Raw genomic sequence first — 21282 nt, 5'->3', positions numbered from 1 at the left:
TCCTGTCGTGGAGCGCGGCGGTGCGCTCCGAGCGGGACGGTAGTCCACAGGTTCTCGGGACGGGCCGATCCAGCGGTGGTACGTGGTGTATCAGTAGGGGGTATGAGCGCTCAGACACCGAACCGATCCCGCCCGTTGTCCGTCGTCGTCGCGTGCTGCGCACTGCTCCTGTCGCTCACCGCGTGCTCGGGCCCCGGCAACTCCGCGCACACGTCCGCCTCGGCCACCGCGGCCACCACCGCCCCGTCGGCCCCGAGTGGGACCGCGCGCTCCGCGGCCATCCGGTCGGTCGTCGCCCTGGTCGTCGAGCGACTGGGCACCGCTCCGCAGGTCGCCGCGGCGAAGTTCCACTCCGGCCAGGCGGTCGACGATCCCGCACGCGAGCGGGTCGTCCTCGACGCCGCACGGTCGGCCGCCGAGCAGGCCGGGGTCGACCCGGACTGGGTCGAGGCCGTCTTCGCCGACCAGGTCGCCGCGAACAAGGTCGCGCAGTACACGCTGCTCGCGTCGTGGACGCGGGACCCCGACCGGGCGCCGGCGACGGCTCCCGACCTGGGTGCCACGGTCCGCCCGGTGCTCGACCGCATCACCCCCGAGCTGGTGTCGGGACTGGCGTCGGCCCGGGCGGCACGGTCGAGTCCGCGGTGCGGAGCGGACGTGCGTGCAGCCGTGGCCGGATCGGACGTCGACGAGTCGGCGGTGCGCGACGCCCTCTCCACGGCGGTGGCGCACCTGTGCGGAGCCGGTCGGGCCTCGGGAACCCACGGCAGGGGCGCTCGGGAATGACCGCGCCGCCCGGGCGAGGGTGGTCGGGGATGACCGCCACGCCCCGGCGAGCGCGACGCACTGTCGACGGCCCCAGCCCGTGCGGGGCAGGATCGCAGGGGCGCGGTGCACGGGAGCACCGCCGGGAGCGAAGGAGCATCCATGTCGGGACCGAGCGTGCTGTTCATCGGCGGCAGCGGCATCATCAGCGCCGCGTGCGTCCGCGAAGCCGTCGAGCAGGGGTTCGACGTGACCGTGCTCAACCGGGGCGAGACGGACAAGCGGCCGATCCCGGAGGCCGTGACGCGCCTCCAGGCCGACGTGTCGGACCGGACCGCGCTGGAAGGCGCGCTCGGAGACGGACGCTGGGACGTCGTCGTCGACTTCGTGGCGTTCACACCCGACCAGGTGCAGCGCGACGTCGAGGTGTTCACCGGACGGACGCAGCAGTACGTCTTCATCTCGTCGGCCTCGGCGTACCAGACGCCCGCGACCCACCTGCCGATCACCGAGTCGACGCCGTTGAAGAACCCGTTCTGGCAGTACTCGCGGGACAAGATCGCGTGCGAGGACCTGCTCGTGCGGGCCTACCGGGAGGACGACTTCCCGATGACGATCATCCGGCCGTCGCACACGTACGACGAGACCCTGGTGCCGTTCTCCGGCGGGTGGACCGTGCTCGGGCGGATGCGCGCTGGCAAGCCGGTCGTGGTGTGCGGCGACGGCAGCTCGCTGTGGACGATCACGCACGCGCGGGACTTCGCGGTCGGGTTCGTCGGACTGCTCGACCGTGCCGAGGCGATCGGCGAGGCGTTCCACATCACGGGCGACGAGGCGCCGACCTGGGACCGGATCGCGCACGAGCTCGCCGCGGCGGCCGGGGTCGAGGACCTCGAGATCGTGCACGTGCCGAGCGACGCGATCGACGCCCTCGACGCGGAGTGGGGCGCGAGCCTGCTCGGGGACAAGGCGAACACGTCGGTGTTCGACAACACGAAGGTGCAGACCCTCGTGCCGGAGTTCGCGCAGACCACGTCGATCCGGCAGGGCGCGCGGGAGATCGTCGCGTGGTTCGACGCCGACCCGTCGCGGCAGGTCGTGGACGAGCGGCTCGACGGGCTGATGGACCAGCTCGTCGAGCGGTGGCGCGTGCGCTGACGCAGCGCAGGGGCACCTCGCGGAGGTGCGGTCGCGGGAGCCGGCGGGCGCCGGCGCGCGCCGGCGCGACGCGCTCGCGCACAACCGGAGGCACGTCGCACCACGGAATCACGTGGTGCGACGTGCTTTCCCTTGTGCGGGACGCACGACGAAGCGGGCGAGGCGAGGCGGGCAGGGCGAGACGGGCAGGGCGACGCTACGCGACGCGACGCCCGCCACACGCAGCGACGGCCGGGAGGCGCGGTGCGGGTCCGACCCGCACCGCGCCTCCCGGCCGTGGTCGCGACTACCGCGCGGCGAGCACCTCGCCGAGGGTCCCGATCGCCAGGCGCACCTCGTCGTCGGTGACGACGAGCGGCGGCGCGAAGCGGATCGTCGACCCGTGCGTGTCCTTCACGAGCACGCCCCGGTCGGCCAGGTCGTGCGCGATCTCCTTGCCGGTGCCGAGCGCCGGGTCGATGTCGATCCCCGCCCAGAGCCCGGCCACGCGGTGCGCGACGACCCCGCGACCGACGAGGTCGTCGAGCAGCCCGCGCAGCAGCGGCTCCCCGGCGAGGGAGCGCTCCTGGAAGGTCCCCTCGGCGAGCATCGCCACGACCTCGGACCCGACGGCCGCCGCGAGCGGGTTGCCGCCGAACGTGGAGCCGTGCTCCCCCGGGCGCAGGACGCCGAGCACGTCCGCACGACCGACGACGGCCGAGACGGGGACGATCCCGCCGCCGAGCGCCTTGCCGAGCGTGACGAGGTCCGGCGTCACGCCGACCCGCTGCACCGCCAGGGTGTGGCCGGTGCGGCCGAGCCCGGACTGGATCTCGTCGGCGACGAACAGCGCGCCGAACTCGTCGCAGACCGCGCGGACCGCCGGCAGGTAGTCGGCGGGCGGGATGACCACGCCGCCCTCGCCCTGGATCGGCTCGAGCAGCACGGCCACGACGGTGTCGTCCATCGCGGCGCGCAGGGCCTCGGCGTCGCCGTACGGCACCGTGCGGAAGCCCGGCGTGTACGGCCCGAAGTCCTCGCGGGCGGAGGGGTCGTCGGAGAACGACACGATCGTCGTGGTGCGGCCGTGGAAGTTCCCGGACGCGACGACGATCGTGGCACGGCCGGCCGGGACGCCCTTCACGCGGTAGCCCCAGGCGCGGGAGACCTTGATCGCGGACTCGACGGCCTCGGCACCGGTGTTCATCGGGAGCACGAGGTCGGTGTCCGTCAGGGACGCGAGCGCCGCGGCGAACGGGCCGAGCCGGTCGTTGACGAACGCGCGGCTCGTCAGGGTCACCCGGTCGAGCTGGGCACGCGCGGCGTCGAGCAGGCGGGGGTTGCCGTGGCCGAAGTTCACCGCGGAGTACGCGGCGAGCCCGTCGAGGTAGCGCTTGCCCTCGACGTCGGTCACCCAGGCGCCGTCCCCGGACGCGATGACGACCGGGAGCGGGCTGTAGTTGTGGGCGAGGGAACGGTCCTCGACGGCGAGCGCGGCGGCGGTGGCGTCGCCGGACGCGCCGGTGCCCGCGCGGGCACCGGCTCCGGTCGCGGTGGTCATCAGGACCGCGCGACCGAGGTGCCGGTGCCGACGGGGTGCAGGTCGAGCGTGCAGCACTTCACGCCGCCGCCGCCGAGCAGGAGCTCGGACAGGTCGACGCCGATCGGGTTGTAGCCCTTCTCGCGCAGCTGCTCGGCGAACCGGACGGCGCGGGACGCGATCACGACGTTGTAGCCGTCGGAGTAGGAGTTCAGGCCGAGGATCGCGGCGTCCTCCTCGGTGGCGATGATCGCGTCCGGGAAGCGCTCGCGCAGGATCGTCAGCGACGCCTCGTCGAAGGCGCTCTCGAGGTACGCGATGTTCGAGGTGCCGTCGGCCGCGGGCTCCGGGTCGAGCACGGCGATCGCGGTGTCGAGGTGGTAGAAGCTCGGGTTGATGAGCTTCAGGGTGACGACCTCGCGGCCGGTGATGCGCGCGAGCTCCTCGTGCGAGGTGCTGTCGGAGCGGAAGCCGGTCCCGGCGAAGATGGTGTCGCCGACGAGCAGGAAGTCGCCCTCGCCCTCGTTGGTCTCCTCCGGCTCGGCGACGGTCAGGCCGGCCTGGCGGAACCAGTCCATGTACGCGGGACCCTCGGGCTGGCGCTCGGGGTACTGGAACTTCGCGCCGTACGCGACACCGTCGAGCACGAACCCGCCGTTCGCCGCGTAGACCATGTCCGGCAGGCCCTCGATCGGCTCGATGTACGCGATGTCGAAGCCGAGCTGCTCGTAGACGTCGACGAGCGACTGCCACTGCTCGACCGCCTTCGAGGTGTCGGTCGGCTCCTCCGGGTGCATCCACGGGTTGATCCGGTAGCTCACCGTGTAGTACGTCGGCTTGCACATCAGGATCGAGCGCTTGGTGGCGACACGCGCCGGTGCTGCGGTCGGTTCGGTTGCGGTGTTCGACATCAGTCCTCCTGGGACCGGGGCCCGAGCCTGCCAGGAACCACCACGGGTGAAGCACTCCGGCGAGACGCAGGCTCACTCACCGCAGCGGACCAGGTCGACGCCGGCTCGATCCTCGCACGAACCGTCCGCCCCGTGCAGCAACAGTTCGGTCACGGGCGCCCCGCAGCGGAACAGCACCACCACGAGCTCCGACGCCGGTCCCGACCGGAACCGTCCGCCCCGTGCAGCAACGGTTCGGTCACGAGCCTCGCCCTGCCACCCGTTCTGGGCACGCAGGAATCGTGCGTGGGACCCACCGGACTCGCACGGAACCGCGCGTACGATGGTCGTACATGGACACGCTCGACCACCGCATCCTGGACCAACTCCGGGAGAACGCCCGCGCCGGGTACGGCGACATCGGGTCGGTGGTCGGACTCTCGGCCTCGGCGGTCAAGCGCCGGGTCGACCGACTCGTCGCCGACGGGGTCATCCAGGGGTTCACGATCAAGGTCGACCCCGCCGTCGAGGACCGCGGCACCGAGGCCTGGGTCGAGCTCTACTGCCGCGGAACCGTGTCGCCCGACGAGCTCCGCGCGCTGCTCGACACCGTCCCCGAGGTGGTCGACGCCGGCACCGTCACGGGCAGCGCCGACGCGGTCGTGCACATGCGGTCGCGGGACCTGCCCGCCCTCGAGCTCGCGCTCGACCGGGTGCGGCTCGCACCCCAGGTCGACCACACCCGCAGTGCGATCGTGCTGTCGAAGCTCGTCTCGCGCGAATCCGCGTAGGGTCGCGTCCGTGGGACGCAGGACGACAGCCGGGAGGCGCGTGGAGCCTCCCGTCCGGCCGCTCGCGGCCCGCCGTCTGGTCACCGCAGCGGCCGTCGCCTACCTGGTCAACTGCCTCTGGGGCACCGCCGTGGCGGTGCGGCTCATCCGGACGAAGAAGCTCCGGGTCGTGCACCACGGGCTGTTCGTCGTGACCGCGACGCTGACCGGCGTCGCCGCGACGACCCCGGTGTGGTCGCGCGACCGGTCCGCCCTGTTCCTGCTCCCCGCGCTCGTGCCGCTCGCGGTCGCACCGCGCACGAACCCGCGGTCGCGAGCACACTGGAGAGTCGCGGTCGCCGCGGCACCGTCCTACCTGGGGGCGCTGCTCGCACGCGGGCGACCAGGAGGGTGATCCGTGGAGCTGTTCGAGGCGATCCGACGCCGACGCACGACGAACGGGGCGTTCCTGCCCGACCCGGTCTCCGAGGAGCACCAGCGCTTGCTCGTCGAACTGGCCGGTCGCGCGCCCTCGCAGCTGAACAGCCAGCCGTGGCGGTTCGTGCTCGTCGAGGAGCGGGACACGATCGACCGGGTCGCCGAGATCAGCGGCCGGTCGATGACGCGGACGATGGCCGAGGGCACGTTCTTCCAGCGGTACAAGCCGTACTTCCGGTTCTCGCAGGCCGAGATGGACGAGCGGCGCGACGGGATGCTGTTCGACAAGCTCCCCGGGCCGCTCAAGCCCTTCACGAAGCAGGTGTTCACGAAGCGCGGCCAGCTGCTCATGAACACGCTCCGGGTGCCGCAGACCCTCGGTGAGGAGAACCGGAAGCTCGTCGCCGGGTCGCCGCTGCTGCTCGGCGTGATGCTCGACCGGCACGAGTACCGCAAGGAGGAGCTGTCCGGCTTCTACTCGGTGTTCAGCATGGGTGCGGCGATGGAGAACGTCTGGCTCGCGACCACCGCGCTCGGGCTCGGCATCCAGTTCGTGTCGTTCCCGATGGAGACCCCGGGCGCGTGGGCCGAGATCGAGGGGCTGCTCCGGGTGCCGGAGGACCTCGAGCTGATGGCCGTGTACCGGATCGGGTACCTGCCGCCCGAGCGCCGCCGACCCGCGATCGACTGGACGTCGAGCGAGCGGAAGCGCCCGTCGCAGTACGTGTTCCGCGGGACCTGCGACACCCCGCAGCAGGGGTGGGACGACGCACCGGCGGCGACCCACCTCGACGACGGGAGCGCGTCGTGACCGCTGGCCGGTCCGCCGGGGCCGAGCCGGGCCTCCCGCCCGTCGCCGCCGTGGCGCCGCCGCTGCGGGGGCGACCGTGGATCTCGCAGGACTGGCTCGACGTCGTGTTCGTGCACTGGCGGGTCGACGTGTCGGCGGTCGCGCCGCTGCTGCCGGCCGGTGCGCGACCGGACACCATGGCCCCGGACGGCACCGACGACGGCGTGACGACGTGGGTCGGGCTGATCGGCTTCCGGTTCACCGACACCCGGTTCCCGCCGCTCGGTCCGCTCGGCCGGGCCGGCAGCGTCGGCGACTTCGTCGAGGTGAACGTGCGGGTCTACACGCGTGACGACCAAGGTCGACGCGGGGTCGCCTTCCTGTCGCTCGACGCGGGCAAGCTCCTGCCGACCATCGGCGCCCGGGTGGCGACCGCGCTGCCCTACTGGTGGGCGCACGCCGACGTGCGCACGGGCGGCGGCCGTGTCGGGTACGCGATGCGGCGGCACGGGACGCACCTGCGGTCGACGTTCGAGGTGGAGGTCGGCGCGGCCGTCGACGAGCCGAGCGCCCTCGAGACCTTCCTGACGGCGCGCTGGGGCATGCACGTGCGTCGGGCCGGGGCGACCCGGTACTGGCCGAACGAGCACGAGGCGTGGCCGCTGCACCGGGCGACGCTCCGGACGCTGCGGGACGACCTCGTGGCCGCGGCGGGGCTGCCGTTCGGGCTCGCGGGGCTGGAGCCGGACTCGGTGCTGTACTCGCCCGGGGTGACGACGCGGTTCGGGCGGGGGCGGTGACGCGGGTGCCGGGCGCGCGGCGCGCACGGCGCGAGCATTCGCGATCGCGATCGCGCTCGCGCTCGCGCTCGCGCTGAGCGGCGTGCCCGGCGGGCGTGAGTAGCGTCCGACCGGTGAACGACAGCACGCACCAGCAGGACGTCCGACGCCGTGCGGGATGGCTCCCGCAGGACCAGTCCGGGCTCGAGGGGTGGCTCCGCGGCCGCCGCGAGCGCCTCGACGAGCGCGACCCGGACCGGGTCCTGCACCCCGCCGTGGCAGCGCTCCGCGACCTGGTCGAGGGCGATCCCCTGCTGCGGATGCAGGCCGCCGAGATGATCGCGCAGGTGCCGCAGGGCCGTGCGTACGAGGAACGGCACCTGCGGAGCTTCGACGAGCTGCTCATGCTCGTCGACGACGTCGTCACGACCGCCCCCGAGTACAGCGACGAGCAGATGGTGATGACCCCGCTCGACGGCGTGCTCGACTGGACGAAGGCCACGCCGGCCGGGTTCGCCTTCTACCGCGACCCCCGGGTCAACGAGGCGATCCGAGGCATCCTGCAGGGCTGGTGCACGTTCCTCGACAGCGAGAACTCCCTCATGGTCCTGGTCGACGAGCCCTCGGGCTGGTTGAGCGACGGCGCACGTCGGGCCGTCGGCATGGACCAGTTCGTGCACGACCCGGACGCCGAGCACTGGGGCTTCACGTCGTGGAACGCGTTCTTCACCCGGGAGTTCCGCGACGGCGAGCGCCCCGTGGCGTCGCCGGACGACGACGCCGTGGTCGTCAGCCCGTGCGAGGCGTCCCCGTACCGGATCGCCAGCGGCGTGCACCGCCGCGACGACTTCTGGATCAAGGCCGAGCCGTACTCGGTCGAGGACCTGCTCGCCGGTGACGAGTCGGTCGACCTGTTCGTCGACGGCACGGTGTGGCAGGCGTTCCTCAGCGCGCTCGAGTACCACCGCTGGCACAGCCCGGTCGCGGGGACCGTCGTGCGCGCCTGGGTGGAACCGGGCACCTACTACTCCGAGGCGGACTCGCAGGGCACCGACGCCGCCGAACCCCAGCTGTCGCAGGGGTACCTCGCGCACGTTGCGACGCGGGCGATCGTGCTGATCGACGCGGACGACCCGGCGATCGGCACCGTGGCGGTCGTGTTCGTCGGGATGTCCGACGTGTCGTCGTGCGTGATCGGCGACGGCGTCGAGGCCGGTGCCCGGATCGGCAAGGGCGACGAGCTCGGGTGGTTCCAGTTCGGTGGGTCGAGCGTCTGCGTGCTGTTCGGTCCCGGCGTCGTCGAGTCGTTCTCCCTCGGGGCGATCCCGCAGGCACCCGACGAGCAGCCGTCGCTCCTGCGCGTCCGGTCGCACCTCGCGACCGCGACCCGCGCCACGGCACCCGGGGCCCGGGGTACGGCCGCTGGGTGACCGCACGCCGCGCGGTGCGTACAAGGGGGACATGACGCGCGTGGCTGTGGTGACCGGTGGATCGGCTGGACTGGGACGGGCGACCGTCCGCGAGCTGGCGGCGCGGGGGTGGGACGTCGCGGTCCTCGCCCGCGGCCGGGACGGCGTCGAGGCCGCGGTCGCCGAGGTCGAGGCCGCCGGACGCCGGGGCCTCGCGCTCGTCGCCGACGTGGCCGACCGCCAGGCCGTCGAGGACGCGGCGACCCGGGTCGAGGCCGAGCTCGGCCCGATCGACCTGTGGGTGAACGGCGTCATGGTCGGCGTGTTCGGCACGTTCATGGAGACCGCCCCCGAGGACTTCGAACGGGCCCTCGACGTCACCTACCTCGGCGTCGTGAACGGCACGCGCGCTGCCCTGTCCCGCATGGTCCCGCGCGACTCCGGGCACGTGATCCAGGTGGGTTCGGCCCTCGGCTTCCGCGGCATCCCGCTGCAGGCCGCCTACTGCGGCGCGAAGCACGCGATCGTCGGGTTCACCGAGTCAGTGGTGTCCGAGCTGCTCGAACAGGGCAGCAGGGTGCGGGTCTCCCGCGTCGACATGCCGGCGCTCAACACGATCCAGTTCCAGTGGGTGCAGTCGACGCTCCCGCACATGGCGCAGCCCGTCGCCCCGATCTACCAGCCGGAGGTCGGCGCCCGGGCGATCGCGGCCACCGCGGAGCGCCCCCGACGCCGCACCTGGGTCGGCGAGTCCACGGTGTACACGATCCTCGGCAACCGGATCAGCGGACGCTTCGCCGACTGGTACGCCGCGAAGACCCTCGTCTCCGGCCAGCAGGCCCCGCAGAAGGACGGCGAACAGCTCGGCGTCAACCTGTACGAACCGGTCCCGGGCGACCACGGCGCGCACGGCGTCTTCGACGACTCGGCGCACTCGTGGTCCCCGCAGACCTGGTGGGTCGAGCACCGTCGGCTCGGCAACGGCATCATCGGCGCGGTCCTCGGCGCTGCCGGTGCCGTCGCGATCGCCGCGGGACGACGCCGGTGAGCCGCTCGGCAGCCGCCACGGTCCGCCGCGGGGTCGAGGGCGTCCGGGTGGCCGTCGGCCTCGTGCACCTCGTGCTGGCCGGGCGACGCGGCGCCGTCCACCGCGGACTGCACGGCGTCCTCGCGGTCCGGCAGCTCGGCCAGGCGACGGTCGTGGCGCGGGTCGGCTCGCCCGAGGCCCACACCGCCAGCGCGGTCGTCGACGTGCTGCACGGCGCGACGATGGTCCCGCTCGCGATCGCTCCCGGGTACCGCCGCTTCGCGGTCGGCCAGGCCGTGCTCGCCGTGGTGCTCGCGGTCGCCGAGGTGGCGGCGGTGGGTCGCGGGCGTCGCTGACCCGACCCGAACGGCGCGATGCGCCGCAGCACGCCCACGTCATCGATGCCCGACCCCCAGATATCCGACATGATGGGCTGATGGTGGGGCGCATCGACGTGAGCGGGTGGGAGCACGTCCGCGTCGAACCGCGAGGCGCGACGAAGAAGGAATGGCTCCGCCATCCGGAGGCGAGCTCCAATGATCCCGCATCCGACTGGCTCTTCAAGGCAGTCGTCGACCATGCGGATGGTTCGCGTCAGGCCGGCGACTTCACGGAGGTCATCGCAGCGCGCGTCGCATCGCATCTCGGCCTCCCCGTCGCGGAGACCGAACTCGCACGTCGTGATCGGGTCGACGGCGTCATCGTCCGGAACGTCCAGCCCATCGGCTTCGACATGATCACCGGTCGGCTCGCCATGCTCGACGCACTTGGGGTCACTGCGCGGGGCTCCGACCGCGACCGGACTGCAACCCGAGGGCACAGTTTGGACAACGTCATCGAGACGCTCGCCGAGTACGACGTGCCACCCGGCGCCGTCTCCTGGGATGGTTGTTCAGCGCAGGACGTCATGGTCGCCTACTTGCTCCTCGACGCGTTGATCGGGAACACAGACCGACACGAGCACAACTGGTCCGTGCTCAGGAATCGAGACCCCTCTGGGCGAGATCACTTGGCTGCCCTCTACGACCTCGGCGCATCGATGGGTTTCCAGCTCACCGACGAGCGCCGAGCTTCGATACTGAGCGCGCCCGAAGGCATCTCTCGGTTCGTCGAGCGTGGACGCGCCGGGCGATTCGACGGTGACCGAAGAACAACACTCCTGGATCTTGCCGTCCGTGCGTCCCATCGTTGCTCCTCCACTGGCCGAGACCGGCTTCTTGCCATGGTCGATTCGATCGCTTCAATGGATCTCGACAGTGGGGTTCTGGACCTGGACGGCATGTCAGAGGTAGCTCGTACGTTTGCCTCGGCAGTATTGAGCACCAACAGAGGGAGGATCAGCCATGCTCCGTGGACATGACGGTGTTCCGACTTCGACGCTCCTCGTCCTCTGGCAGAAACCGGAGAACAGGGCAATGGTGCCGGTGGCCAAGCTCTCGTACGACGCGGACCGCTACTTCTTCGACTATCTGCCCGCAGCGAAGACCGAGGCGAGCTTCAGGCCCTTGATGGGGTTCCGGGACCTCGACGAGCACTACGAGAGTGACGAACTGTTCCCGCTGTTCCACGAGCGCGTGATGGACCCGGCGCGCGACGATTTTCGGAGAGTCGTCGAAGGACTCGACCTCGACCCGGACAGCGCTACGCCCTGGGAACAGCTTTCGCGTTCCGGCGGCGGTTCTGAGGGCGACACTCTCCAGGTGACGCCGATCCCGCACGAAACCGCAGAGGGTTGGGCGTGTCGAACGCTCCTGTCCGGCCTGCGGTACTTCGAGAAGAAGTCCGTTCAGACCCAACAAGGGCGAACGAACCCGTACTCGTCATCCGATCACGAGAAGGTGCTCGCCAGCATCCGGCCCGGTGACCACCTTCGACTCAGGCGTGAGATCGGCAACAGCTACAACCCGAGCGCAGTGCTCGTGTTCACCGAGGACGACCACGTAGTGGGTTACCTGCCCGACTGGCTCGCCCGCTTCGTCGGTCCCGTGCTCGATGAAGAGATCATCACAGCGCAAGTCGACCGGGTGAACCCGAGTCGAGCAGGCTGGCATCTTCGCCTGCTGGTCACCGTCGCCAGCACCGAATCCTTCGACGTAGCCCTGGATCGACTTCGAGGTGGGGCCGCCCTTCAGTACTGACGGGGTCCGGTTCGTTCGCCGGGTGGGAAGGTTCGGGATGGACGGAACTGCGCAGACCGCACAGGCACCGTCCGCTCCCACGCCCGCGGCGTAGCGTCCGTGCCATGAGCAACGACGACGAGAACGTCCAGACCGGCCCCGTCATGGACGGTGCCGACGAGGCGACGAACCACGAGAAGCTGCGCGGACTCATCGAGCAGGTCGACCACGACCACCGCGGCGAGGGCGCCGCGGCGATGTCCGACCACCTCCGCGACCGCATGGACGAGACCGGGGTCGAGGACGAGGACGGCGCGGCCACCGAGGACTGACGCCGGTCGCCGGACGGGAGGCGCGACTCACGTCACCGGCGCGCGGAACGTGCGCAGGGCCTCCAGTCCGGCGTCGTCCACGCCGCAGCGCGCGGTGAACGCAGGCAGGTCGAAGCCGTCGAGGGCGGCGCGGAACGCGCCCTCGACCGTGGTCCCGTGGGCGGCGCAGAGCGCCTCGATGCGCCCCTCCGGGTCCGGGACGCCGACGCTGGCCCACAGGGCCGGCGCGTTCGCGACGGTGGCGAGGTGGTCGGCGACGATCGCCTCCGGCTCGACGTCGGCGAGGGACAGCAGCACGAGCGCGACGATGCCCGTGCGGTCGCGACCACCGGCGCAGTGGAAGAGCACGCCGCCCGGTGGTGCCTCGACGATCGCCCGGAGCACGGCGCCGGTCCGCTCGGGCAACTGCGCCAGGTGCTGCCCGTAGTACAGCGGGGTGCCCACGATCCCGGACTCCCAGAACGGCTCCCAGAAACCGGGCTCGTCGTCGAGGCCGTCGTGGTCGACCGTCACGGTCGTGAGCCAGGACGGGCGGGCACCGCTGTCCTTCGCGGTCTCGGACGGCGCGCGCAGGTCGACCACGGTCCGGATGCCGAGGTCGTGCACCGCCCGCCATCCGTCGGACGTGACCCGGTCGACGCTCTCCGAGCGGAACAGGCGGCCCGAGGGCGTCGTGGACCCGTCGCGGCGGGGCAGCCCGCCGAGGTCCCGGGCGTTGACCAGGCCCTCGACGGCGACGTCCCGCGCCCGGTCGGACGACGGGCCGGGGCCGGGCAGGTCGTGGTCCACGTCAGACCCGCAGCGCCGCCACGTCCGGGTCGAGGTCGCCGAAGCGGTGCGCCGTGATCGACACCGTCTGCTCGCGAAGGTACGGCAGCATCTCGACGAAGCCCGACTCCACCACGGGTCCGTCGTGCACGGTGACGTCGACGCTCGCGCCGAGGGCTTCCTCGAGCGGGAGCGGGTCACCGCCGACGAGCCGGATCCGCGCGCCCGGGCCACCGAACGCCGACGAGGACGGGCGGTCCTGCCCCGACGCGAGCACGAGGTCGATCGCGTCCTGCGGTGCCTCGTCGCCGTCCCAGTCGCGCTGGAACACGGCACCGGACGCGGCGCGGCGCAGGAACTCGTCGTCGGACTCGACGAGGTGGTCCACGACGTCGAGCGGTGAGCGCGCCGAGGCGAGCAGCTGCGTCAGGGGACCCGGCAGCGGCCGTGCGGTGCTCAGCAGGACGTGGGCGTGCGCGGCGGTCGCGGCCACGAGCGTGCGGACCAGGTCACCGGTCGGCGACCCCTCGGCGTGCCGGACGACCACCGACTGCGGGCGCCACCGGATCACGTTGCGCTCCACCACCAGCCCGGCGGTGTCGCGGGAGGTCCCGAAGACGGCCTCGCGGGCGCGCACGTCGCTGCGGGCGCCGGCGCGGACGCGGTCGAACTCCTCGAAGGACAGGCCGCTCCGGGAGGCCTCGACGACGGCCGTCACGCGCGAGGACAGCCCGGTGAGCTGGATGCTCTTGTGCACCGTGCGGGGCGTCGGCTCCCACCGGCCGAGGGCGGCGAGGGCGAGGGGGCCGTCGGGCGGCGTGCCCGGGCCGACCGCCGAGGCCTTCCACCCGCCGAGCGGCTGCCGACGCACCTTGGCGCCGGTGGTCGGTCGGTTGACGAACAGCGCGCCGGCCTGGACGTTCGCGGTCCACTCGGCGATCTCGTCCGGGTCGAGGGCCTGCAGCCCGGCGGCGAGCCCGTGGTCGGTGCCGTTCTGCACCGCGATCGCCTGGGCGAGGGTCTCGGTGCGCACGATGCCGAGCACGGGGACCGGCGCCGCGGTCTGGTGCAGGTCGCTGCCCGGGCGGACGCCGTCGCGGATGCCGGGCGACCAGAGCCTCCCGGTGTCGTCGAGCGGGGCGGGCTGGACGAGCCAGGACTCCCCCGGGCCGAGCTCGGTGAGGTGCCGACGGGCCGCTCCGTCGGGTTCGGCCACGAGCGGACCGACCTGGGCGGACGGGTCCGTCGGCCAGGCCACGCGGAGCGTGCGGGTCGCGTCGACGAGCTGACGACGGAAGCGCTCGCTGTCGCCGACCGAGCCGACGAGGACGACGAGCGACGCCGACGTCCGGCGCTGCCCGGCACGACCGAAGGCCGACGTGACGACGTCCTGCACGGCCTGGTCGAGGTCGGCCGTCGGTGTGACGACGATGCTGCTCGTCGCCGTGGTCTCGGCGCTCAGCGGCAGGCCGGCCCGCCACCAGCGGAAGGAGCGCGCGGTGTCGGTGGTGCCGGTGAGGAGCACGCGGTCGACCGCGGGGTGCGCGACGAGGTCGCGTCCGAGCTGGTCCTCGTCGATGGCGACGAGCTGGAGCAGCGAGTGCGGGACGCCCGCGTCCCACAGCACGTCGGCGAGCACCGCGCCCGTCCGACCCGCGCGCGGTGCCGGCTTGAGGACGACCCCGCTGCCCGCGGCGATCGCTGCGAGGACGCCGCCGGCGGGCGACGAGACGGGCGACTCCCACGACGGCAGGACCACGGTCAGCCGGGGCGGGACGAACCGTCCGCCGTCGCCGTCGAGCTCCGCGAGCCGTCGGGCACCGTCGGCGTGGTGGTGTGCCAGGTCGACCGCGCGGCTGACGTCGGCGTCGGCCTCGGCCAGGGTGGCCGCGGTCTCGGCGACGGCGACCTCGACGAGCGCGGTGCGCCGGGACTCGAGCGCGTGGGCGATGAGGTCGAGCAGCTCGGCACGGTCGGACGGGTCCTGCCGACCCCAGTTCGCACCGGCCAGCGCGGTGCGGGCGACGATCCGCTCGAGCTTCGACCGATCGGCGGTGCGGGCCGCGCGGAGCGTCTGGACGCCGAGCGGAGACCGCGGCACCCGGGCGAGCAGGTCGGCCGCCCACGCACGGTTGCCCGCGGTCGACGGATCGGTGTCGGGGACGTTCGCGAAGGTCGCCTGCCACCGGGGCGCCCCGGGGTCGGCACGGCGGTCCTGCGTCCGGTGGCTCGCGGGGACGGTCGCGGCCGCGGCGGCGACGAGGTCCCGGAGTCGATCGGCATCGGAACCGGCGTCGGCGTCGCCGTGACCGTCGGGTGCCGTCGCGAGGTCGCGCAGGCGTCGGGCGAGGGTCGGGACCGCGGCGTCGAACCGCTCGGGGTCGACCACGGGGACGCAGACGACGACGTCCCCGACGTCGGCCCGGACGGCGTCGACGGCGGGGCCCGGGGTGCCGAGGAGGGTCGACACGTGCACCCCGTCGGTCACCCCGCGGCGCTGGGCCAGGACCCACGCGGCGGCGGTCAGCAGCGGGTCGTCGGCACCGAGACCGATCCGGACGGCGTCGACCCGCTCGGGGTCGAGCGCCGCGTCGACCAGGCGGAGCCACGCCGCGTCGGTGTCGCGCGCGCTGCTCCAGGTCGCCTGCGGCTGGTCGTGGAGGACGGCGTCGACGTGCTCCCGCGGGCCGTCCGCGCCCCGGACGATCCGCACGGTGACGGGCGCACCCCCGCGAGCACGACGCCCCTGGGCCCAGGCGGTGACCGCGTCGAGCGCGCCCGCCGAGTCGGGCAGCGAGGTCGGCAGCACGAGGGTCCCGCCGAGCCCGGCGAACTCGTCACGGTCGAGCACGGCGCGGAAGACCGCGACGGTGAGGGCGAGGTCGCGGTGTTCGCCGACCTCGAGCGTCACGCCGGACCCCGGGCGGCCGGACGAGGTGGTGGACACGGCGGTGCGGTACAGCGGCACGAGGCGGTCGACGGCGCGGGCCACGGTCTCGTCGAACGCCCACGCCGACAGCTGCGGCACGACGACGCGGACGGCCGTGGTGACCTGGTCGACGTCGTCGCGGGCGAGCAGCTCCGACAGCGCCTGGAGCCGTCGGTCGCTCTCCGCGGTGCCGAGCACGGCGTCGCCGAGCGGTGTGACGTCGAGTCGCGCACCGGGCCCGGCTGCCTTCGCGAGCACGCCCCCGAGCTTGGCGGGAGCCGCGTCCACGACGAGGTGTCCCGCGAGACGCCGGAGGATGCGTCGCGCGGTCGGCACCACGGCCCACGGCGCCATCGTCGCGAAGCCGCCGCCGAGCGTCACCGCACCGCGCAGGTACCAGGCGAGCGGCTCCGGGACGTCCTGGCTGAGCTGCTCGAGCGTCCGGGCGGCGACCCGGGGGTCCTCCGGTCGGACGACGCGGTCGAGGAACGCCCGCGTGAAGTGGAGCCCACGCTCGTCACGCAGGACCTCGGCCAGGCGCAGGGCACGCGGGTCGGTCTTGCGAGCAGCGGACGCCGCAGTCCACCGTCGCGCGAGGGCGACGGCGTCGTCGGTGCAGTCCTGCAGTCGCGCGCTCGGCATGCCCCTGATCGTATGCCGCCCCTCCGACCCCACCTCGGAGGCTCCTGGACGAGCCGTCCGGGTCGTCCGAGCGGATGATCCTGGTGAGCACCGCTCGGCTGGTGGATACGCTGATCGGCATGTCGACGGAGGGCAGCGGCGGCCACGACTGGGCCACCTGGGACGCGTACCACGATGCTTGGCGACGACTCGACCGGGCGCTCGACCACGCCGTGCAGGAGGGCGCCGGGATCTCGGTCCCGGAGTTCGAGATCCTGATCGGCCTGCACCGCGCACCCGACCACAAGCTGCGGGTGCGCGACATCTCGAGCGGGATCGGCTGGGAGAAGTCGCGCGTGAGCCACCAGGTCACGCGCATGGTCGCGCGCGGGCTCGTCGTCCGGGCCGACTGTCCGCACGACGGTCGCGGCAGCTGGGTGGAGATGACCCCGGACGGCCGGCGCGCGGTGCTCGCCGGCATCCGCGCGCACACCGAGGCGCTCGGGGAGCTGTTCTGGAGGCCCGTGGGGACGGACGCGGACACGCTGCGGTCCGTCAGTGCGCGCCTCGAGGACGCGATCGGCCCGGACGAGCACGAGGCCGTCGCGGGCTGACCGGTCGACCGGTCAGCGCGAGGATGCGCTCCGCGCGCGAGTCCGGTCCACGCGCGGCTCCGGTCCGCCCGCGAGTCCGGTCCGCGCGGGTCAGAGGGAGACGCCGGCGAGGGCGCCCTGCTCCCCGCGCAGCCGGACCTGGACGCTCCTGATGTCGTCGCGCGGGATGTCGGTCGACGCGGACAGCCCGCGTGCCTCGGCGCCGGCGGCGGACCACGTCGCCACGGTCTGCGTCGTCCCGTCGGACCGCACGACCACGAGGTCGTACATGACCGAGCCGTCCGCCGACCACTCCTTGCCGCCGTACGAGCACCCCCAGTCGAAGCGCGTTCCCCACTGCTCCCCGCTCACCGCGAGGTCGACGTCGAGCCCCTGCGAACCGGTCATCGTGTAGCGGTCCCCCGGTCCGGTCGCGGTGGGCGACGCGGCCGCACGCACCGTACCGGTGCGGTCCCCGGCGGTGCCGACGGCGAGGCCGCCGAGCACGGCGGCGACGACCGCGAGCCCCGCGGTCGCGGCGACCCAGACCCGGCGACGCCGCCGACGGTGGCGGACGCGGTGCGCGACGGCGGCGAGGCTGCTCTCGGGGAGCGGGTCGGGCCTCCCGTCCGGCTCCGCGATCTCGACCGCCTGGTCGGCGGGGAGCTTGGCGAGGAGGCCGGGCAGGCCGACCAACTCGGCGACGGCGGCGGTGCAGCGCACGCACGTCTCGAGGTGCCGCTCGTACTCCAGCCGCTCGTCGGCTGGCAGCGAGCCGAGCACGTAGGCGGCGTCCCACTCGGCGTAGCGGTCGTGCGCGGTCGGGTCCACGCTCATCGGGTCACTCCTCGTTCCTGCAGTGCGAGCCGGAGTGCTCGCAGCCCGTAGTGCAGCCGCGACTTCGCGGTGCCCTCGGGGATGTCGTGCCGTCGTGCGATCTCGGGGACGGTGTGTCCCAGCCAGTAGGCGTCGACCACCACGCGACGGTGGTCCGGGGTCAGCGAGGCGAGGGCGTCCGCGACCACGATCCGGTCGAGCACGGCGTCCGTCCGGTCGGCCTCGGCGCGGTCGACCGGGTGCTCGGTGCCGTGCTCGCGGCGGTTCCGGGCGGACCGGGCGTCGTCGACGACGAGGTTCCTCGCGACCGTGAACAGCCAGGCGCGGGCGCTGTCGGGGGCCCGTTCGAGCACCGCCGGCCGCTGCCACGCTCGGACCATCGTCTCCTGGACGACGTCCTCGACGATCGAGCCGTCCCGCGTCAGGTGCCGGACGTACCGGGTGAGCGCGTCGCCGTGCTCCCGGTACAGGGTCGCCAGCAGCTCGTCCGCGGAACGGCTCGTCATCGTCACTTCGCCAGGTCGAGGGAGAACTCGACGGAGCCCTTCCCGTCCACGGTCACGAACCCGAGCGACGGGGCCTGGACGCCGTAGTCGGCGAAGGTGATCGGCACGGAACCGACGACCTGGACCGTCCCGCCCTTCGCGACGGCGACCTTCGCGTCGGCCGTGACGGGCTGCTGGACGCCGTGCAGGTCCATCGTCCCGGTCAGGGTGACGTCCTGCGCGGTGCCGTCGAGCGCCTTCGAGACGTCGACGGGCTTCGTCAGCGTGAACGTGGCGGTGGGGAACTTGCTCGTCTCGAGCGCCTTGTCGCGGAAGTACGCGTCGCGGGCCGCCTCGGGCGTGCTGATCTCGCCGACCTGCACCGTGACGGTCGCCTTGGTCAGCGAACCACCGGCGACCTCCGCCGTGCCCTCGACGTCCTTCGTGCGACCGACCACGTTCACATCATTCCCCTGCAGGACCTCGTGCACCCGGTAGCCGGCGTACGACGAGCCCTGGCTCTTCCAGGTGCCGTCCGCCTGGTCGGACGCGAGGGAGCCGGCCGACCCGGAGGCGGCGGCGCTGAGCGTGGGCGCGGCCGCGGCCTGCCCGTTGACGGTGTTCGCGTAGATGACCGGGCCGGCGATGGCGGCGGCGGCGCCGATGACGACGACACCGGAGGCGATGCCGATGATGACCTTCGTGCGTGTGCGGAGTCCCATACCCAGACGACGAGACGGGTGGGCGGATCGTTCACCGTCGTCCCGACGAGCGGGTGCGCGAGCGTGTCGCGACCAGGGTGGGCGCCGTTCCGTGGCCGCATCGCGTGGACGTGGAACGGCGCCGCTCCCTGATCGGGGGCGGCGCCGTTCGCGTGTCGTGCTGGTGGTGCTGGTGGTGCGGGGTGTTACTTGATCTGGGCGGTGATCGTGGCGGTCCCGACGAGCAGGCCACCCTTGACGGCGTCGGTCTTGAAGGTGCTGTTGAGCAGCTTCGCGGCGTCGTCGGAGACGTGGACCGTGGTGCCGGTCAGGATCGCGTTGTCACCCTCGAGCTGGAGCGGCTTCAGGGTGCCACCGTGCAGCGAGAACAGGTACGCGTTCGACACGGCGACCTGACCGTTGACCAACACGTCACCGTAGAGCTTCGACGAGCCCGGGTTCACGACGAAGTTCTCCAGCGTCACCGTCGTGTCACCGGCGGAGAGCGTCAGCCCCGAGTCGTCGTGGTTCAGCAGGCCCTGCACGTAGGGGCGGTAGTTGCCGTCCGGCGACCAGTACGTCACCGAACCGGCGGTGATCGGGAACGACACCGACCCGTTCTCGAGCTTCGCGTTGCCCGACACACCCGGGGTCAGACCCAGCGAGGTCAGCGCGTCGGTGAAGCCCTTGTCGAGCGCGACCGCGGTGTTGCCACCCTTGACCTCGGGCACCGAAGCGACCGGGCCGGGGATCTTCGACGACGAGGACGAGACCGTGTGGATGCTGCCGTCGGCCTGCGCGGCGGAGACACCGAACGCGGCACCGCCCAGCACGAGCGCACCCGTGGTGGCGAGGGTGATGGAGGTCTTGAGGCTCTTGCGCATGTCTGCGTTCCTTTCGTTGTCGCGCTCGGCGCGAATCCCTGGATGCGCGCCGAACACACCCCGAACAGGGGTGGAGAACCAGCTACCTGCGGCTGGTGAGCGCTCCGGGTGTTTCCCGGCTTGTGCAGGTGATTCGACACCCCCCACCGAACGGTTTGGACGGATTCCTGGTCGTTACCGTTCTGTGACAAACCCGGGGGACGAGGGTCCGATCACCGCGCGTCGAGACACGCTCGGCGCCCCGCACGCGGGGGACACGGACGGGCGGGCGACGGTCCCGACTGCGGCGCGGACCGGCTCCACCACGTCCCGGTGCCGGACGGCGACCGCGCAGGGGAAGCAGAGCAGGTCGCCCGCACGCACGTCCGCGGGGACGGCGACCCGCTGCGTGCCCGGCGTCCGGCCCGGGCTCGAGACCTCGACCCCGACGACCGGCGCGCAGCTCACCCGTCCGACGAGCCGGACGACCTCGAGCACGGCGCACGCCGGGACCACGGCGTCGAGCGCTCACGGACCGGTGGCGGTGGCCCTGACCGTGACGCGGACGCTCAGGGGCCGGGAACGGTGACGCGGACGGCGCTGATCCGCCCGGCACGCGTCGTCGCGGTCGTGGCCGGGTCGTAGCTGTCGGCCGTGGCGAGGTACAGCGTCCGGCCGTCCTCCCCGCCGAGCGCGCAGTCGATCGCGCAGCGCCCCGGGGCGTCGATCCGGTCGGTGACCGTGCCGCCCTCGACCACGCGGAGGAACTCGCCCGTGTCCACCGAGCAGACCCAGACCGCACCCTCGGCGTCGACCGTGCTGCCGTCGGGCGTGACGCCGTCCGGGAGTGCGGCCCACGCACGCCGGCCGGTCAACGAGCCGTCCGGTTCGATGTCGAACGCCGTCAGCCGACCGCCCCAGGTCTCGCTCACCACGAGGGTCCGCGTGCCGGGCAGCACGTTCGCGCTGTTCGGGAAGACCAGTCCGTCGGCCGCGCGCCGGGCGGAGCCGTCCGGCTCGACGACGTACAGCGGGCCGGGCCGCAGCTCCTCGCCGCCGTACAGGTCGTAGCCGAACGCCCCGACGTAGGTCCGGCCGGTCTGCTCGTCGACCACCAGGTCGTTGAGGAGCGAGGGCTCGACGGCGGACAGGTCGGCGAACACCGACGTCGAGCCGTCCGGTGCGGCGGCGACGAGGGTCCGTGACTCCATCGAGCTGATGACGAGTCGGCCGTCCGACAGCCAGCCGAGCCCCGAGGACTGCCCCTCGACGACGGCCTCGACCCGGGGCGCCTCGGACGAGGCGGGGTCCACCGAGAAGACCTCGCCCGTGTGCATGTCGGAGTACCAGAGCCGTCCGCCGTGCCACCGGTTGCCCTCGGGGAACCGGATGCCGGTGACGATGTCGGTCGCGGAGTCGAGCGTCGTGTGCACGGACCCAGCCTGCCAGCGGCACCCGTCGGCGGCCCGGGAGTGGTCCGCTGCCAGGTGG

22 protein-coding genes are annotated in these 21282 nt (G+C 72.9%); 13 read left to right on the top strand and 9 right to left on the bottom strand.

Annotated elements, in window-relative coordinates; all coding sequences use genetic code 11:
• Positions 1-102 precede the first annotated feature (102 nt).
• Together aroQ and QOL16_RS00595 are read left to right on the top strand one after the other, a co-directional pair.
• Entirely contained in the window at positions 103-786 is a 684-nt protein-coding gene (gene aroQ, locus QOL16_RS00600) for a gamma subclass chorismate mutase AroQ (protein ID WP_139266268.1), read from the top strand.
• 141 nt (positions 787-927) lie between these two features.
• The gene (locus QOL16_RS00595; RefSeq protein WP_071281972.1) at positions 928-1923 is read left to right on the top strand and encodes an SDR family oxidoreductase; all 996 of its coding nucleotides are present in this window, start codon (positions 928-930) and stop codon (positions 1921-1923) included.
• A gap of 286 nt (positions 1924-2209) precedes the next feature.
• Here QOL16_RS00595 and rocD read toward each other — a convergent pair whose 3' ends face one another.
• Positions 2210-3463 (bottom strand): ornithine--oxo-acid transaminase, encoded by a 1254-nt coding sequence (rocD, locus tag QOL16_RS00590; protein ID WP_071281978.1) that lies wholly within the window; start codon positions 3461-3463, stop codon positions 2210-2212.
• A complete protein-coding gene (gene ddaH, locus QOL16_RS00585; RefSeq protein ID WP_065961705.1) occupies positions 3463-4353 on the bottom strand; it encodes a dimethylargininase in 891 nt (296 codons plus the stop codon). The genes rocD and ddaH overlap by 1 nt, the downstream gene beginning before the upstream one ends.
• 332 nt (positions 4354-4685) lie before the next feature.
• On the opposite strand from ddaH, the gene QOL16_RS00580 reads away from it, so the two are divergent.
• From QOL16_RS00580 to QOL16_RS00535, 10 genes are all read left to right on the top strand, one after another.
• A complete protein-coding gene (locus QOL16_RS00580) occupies positions 4686-5123 on the top strand; it encodes an Lrp/AsnC family transcriptional regulator (protein ID WP_065961704.1) in 438 nt (145 codons plus the stop codon).
• Positions 5124-5163: 40 nt separating this feature from the next.
• Positions 5164-5517 (top strand): hypothetical protein, encoded by a 354-nt coding sequence (locus tag QOL16_RS00575; RefSeq protein ID WP_071281969.1) that lies wholly within the window; start codon positions 5164-5166, stop codon positions 5515-5517.
• A gap of 3 nt (positions 5518-5520) precedes the next feature.
• Positions 5521-6351 (top strand): nitroreductase family protein, encoded by an 831-nt coding sequence (locus tag QOL16_RS00570; RefSeq protein WP_071281967.1) that lies wholly within the window; start codon positions 5521-5523, stop codon positions 6349-6351.
• Entirely contained in the window at positions 6348-7130 is a 783-nt protein-coding gene (locus QOL16_RS00565) for a YqjF family protein (protein ID WP_071281965.1), read from the top strand. The genes QOL16_RS00570 and QOL16_RS00565 overlap by 4 nt, the downstream gene beginning before the upstream one ends.
• A 113-nt stretch (positions 7131-7243) precedes the next feature.
• Complete coding sequence (locus QOL16_RS00560; protein WP_071281962.1) at positions 7244-8539, top strand: phosphatidylserine decarboxylase family protein; 1296 nt, start codon at positions 7244-7246, stop codon at positions 8537-8539.
• Between the two features lie 31 nt (positions 8540-8570).
• Positions 8571-9566: an SDR family oxidoreductase gene (locus QOL16_RS00555; RefSeq protein WP_065961693.1), complete on the top strand. Its 996-nt coding sequence runs from the start codon at positions 8571-8573 to the stop codon at positions 9564-9566.
• Positions 9563-9901: a hypothetical protein gene (locus tag QOL16_RS00550; protein ID WP_071281960.1), complete on the top strand. Its 339-nt coding sequence runs from the start codon at positions 9563-9565 to the stop codon at positions 9899-9901. Before QOL16_RS00555 ends, QOL16_RS00550 begins: the two co-directional genes overlap by 4 nt.
• Positions 9902-9981: 80 nt before the next feature.
• Complete coding sequence (locus QOL16_RS00545; RefSeq protein WP_071249373.1) at positions 9982-10905, top strand: HipA domain-containing protein; 924 nt, start codon at positions 9982-9984, stop codon at positions 10903-10905.
• Between the two features lie 64 nt (positions 10906-10969).
• On the top strand, positions 10970-11683 hold the full coding sequence (locus QOL16_RS00540; RefSeq protein ID WP_175473024.1) for an HIRAN domain-containing protein: 714 nt from the start codon (positions 10970-10972) through the stop codon (positions 11681-11683).
• A 104-nt stretch (positions 11684-11787) separates the two neighbouring features.
• Entirely contained in the window at positions 11788-11994 is a 207-nt protein-coding gene (locus QOL16_RS00535; RefSeq protein ID WP_071281956.1) for a hypothetical protein, read from the top strand.
• A gap of 27 nt (positions 11995-12021) precedes the next feature.
• On the opposite strand, the gene QOL16_RS00530 is transcribed toward QOL16_RS00535, so the two are convergent.
• Positions 12022-12783 (bottom strand): tyrosine-protein phosphatase, encoded by a 762-nt coding sequence (locus QOL16_RS00530; RefSeq protein WP_139266267.1) that lies wholly within the window; start codon positions 12781-12783, stop codon positions 12022-12024.
• A gap of 1 nt (position 12784) precedes the next feature.
• The gene (locus tag QOL16_RS00525) at positions 12785-16333 is read right to left on the bottom strand and encodes a proline dehydrogenase family protein (RefSeq protein ID WP_071281953.1); all 3549 of its coding nucleotides are present in this window, start codon (positions 16331-16333) and stop codon (positions 12785-12787) included.
• An 83-nt stretch (positions 16334-16416) separates the two neighbouring features.
• Here QOL16_RS00525 and QOL16_RS00520 point away from each other — a divergent pair, with 83 nt between their 5' ends.
• Positions 16417-16926 carry a MarR family winged helix-turn-helix transcriptional regulator gene (locus QOL16_RS00520; RefSeq protein WP_305411186.1) on the top strand — a complete coding sequence of 170 codons (510 nt, stop codon included), beginning with the start codon at positions 16417-16419 and terminating at the stop codon, positions 16924-16926.
• A 90-nt stretch (positions 16927-17016) separates the two neighbouring features.
• On the opposite strand, the gene QOL16_RS00515 is transcribed toward QOL16_RS00520, so the two are convergent.
• The 5 genes from QOL16_RS00515 to QOL16_RS00495 form a co-directional block, all read right to left on the bottom strand.
• Complete coding sequence (locus tag QOL16_RS00515; protein WP_083230161.1) at positions 17017-17742, bottom strand: anti-sigma factor; 726 nt, start codon at positions 17740-17742, stop codon at positions 17017-17019.
• Positions 17739-18248 carry a sigma-70 family RNA polymerase sigma factor gene (locus QOL16_RS00510; protein ID WP_065961683.1) on the bottom strand — a complete coding sequence of 170 codons (510 nt, stop codon included), beginning with the start codon at positions 18246-18248 and terminating at the stop codon, positions 17739-17741. The genes QOL16_RS00515 and QOL16_RS00510 overlap by 4 nt, the downstream gene beginning before the upstream one ends.
• Before the next feature lie 2 nt (positions 18249-18250).
• Positions 18251-18949: a YceI family protein gene (locus QOL16_RS00505; protein WP_065961682.1), complete on the bottom strand. Its 699-nt coding sequence runs from the start codon at positions 18947-18949 to the stop codon at positions 18251-18253.
• Positions 18950-19134: 185 nt separating this feature from the next.
• Complete coding sequence (locus QOL16_RS00500) at positions 19135-19812, bottom strand: hypothetical protein (RefSeq protein WP_305411184.1); 678 nt, start codon at positions 19810-19812, stop codon at positions 19135-19137.
• A gap of 548 nt (positions 19813-20360) precedes the next feature.
• Complete coding sequence (locus QOL16_RS00495; RefSeq protein ID WP_065961574.1) at positions 20361-21224, bottom strand: SMP-30/gluconolactonase/LRE family protein; 864 nt, start codon at positions 21222-21224, stop codon at positions 20361-20363.
• Between the last annotated feature and the right edge of the window lie 58 nt (positions 21225-21282).

The sequence above is a fragment of the Curtobacterium sp. MCBA15_004 genome (genome assembly GCF_001865055.2).
GTDB lineage: Bacteria > Actinomycetota > Actinomycetes > Actinomycetales > Microbacteriaceae > Curtobacterium.
This window is presented reverse-complemented; position numbering and strand designations above follow the sequence as displayed.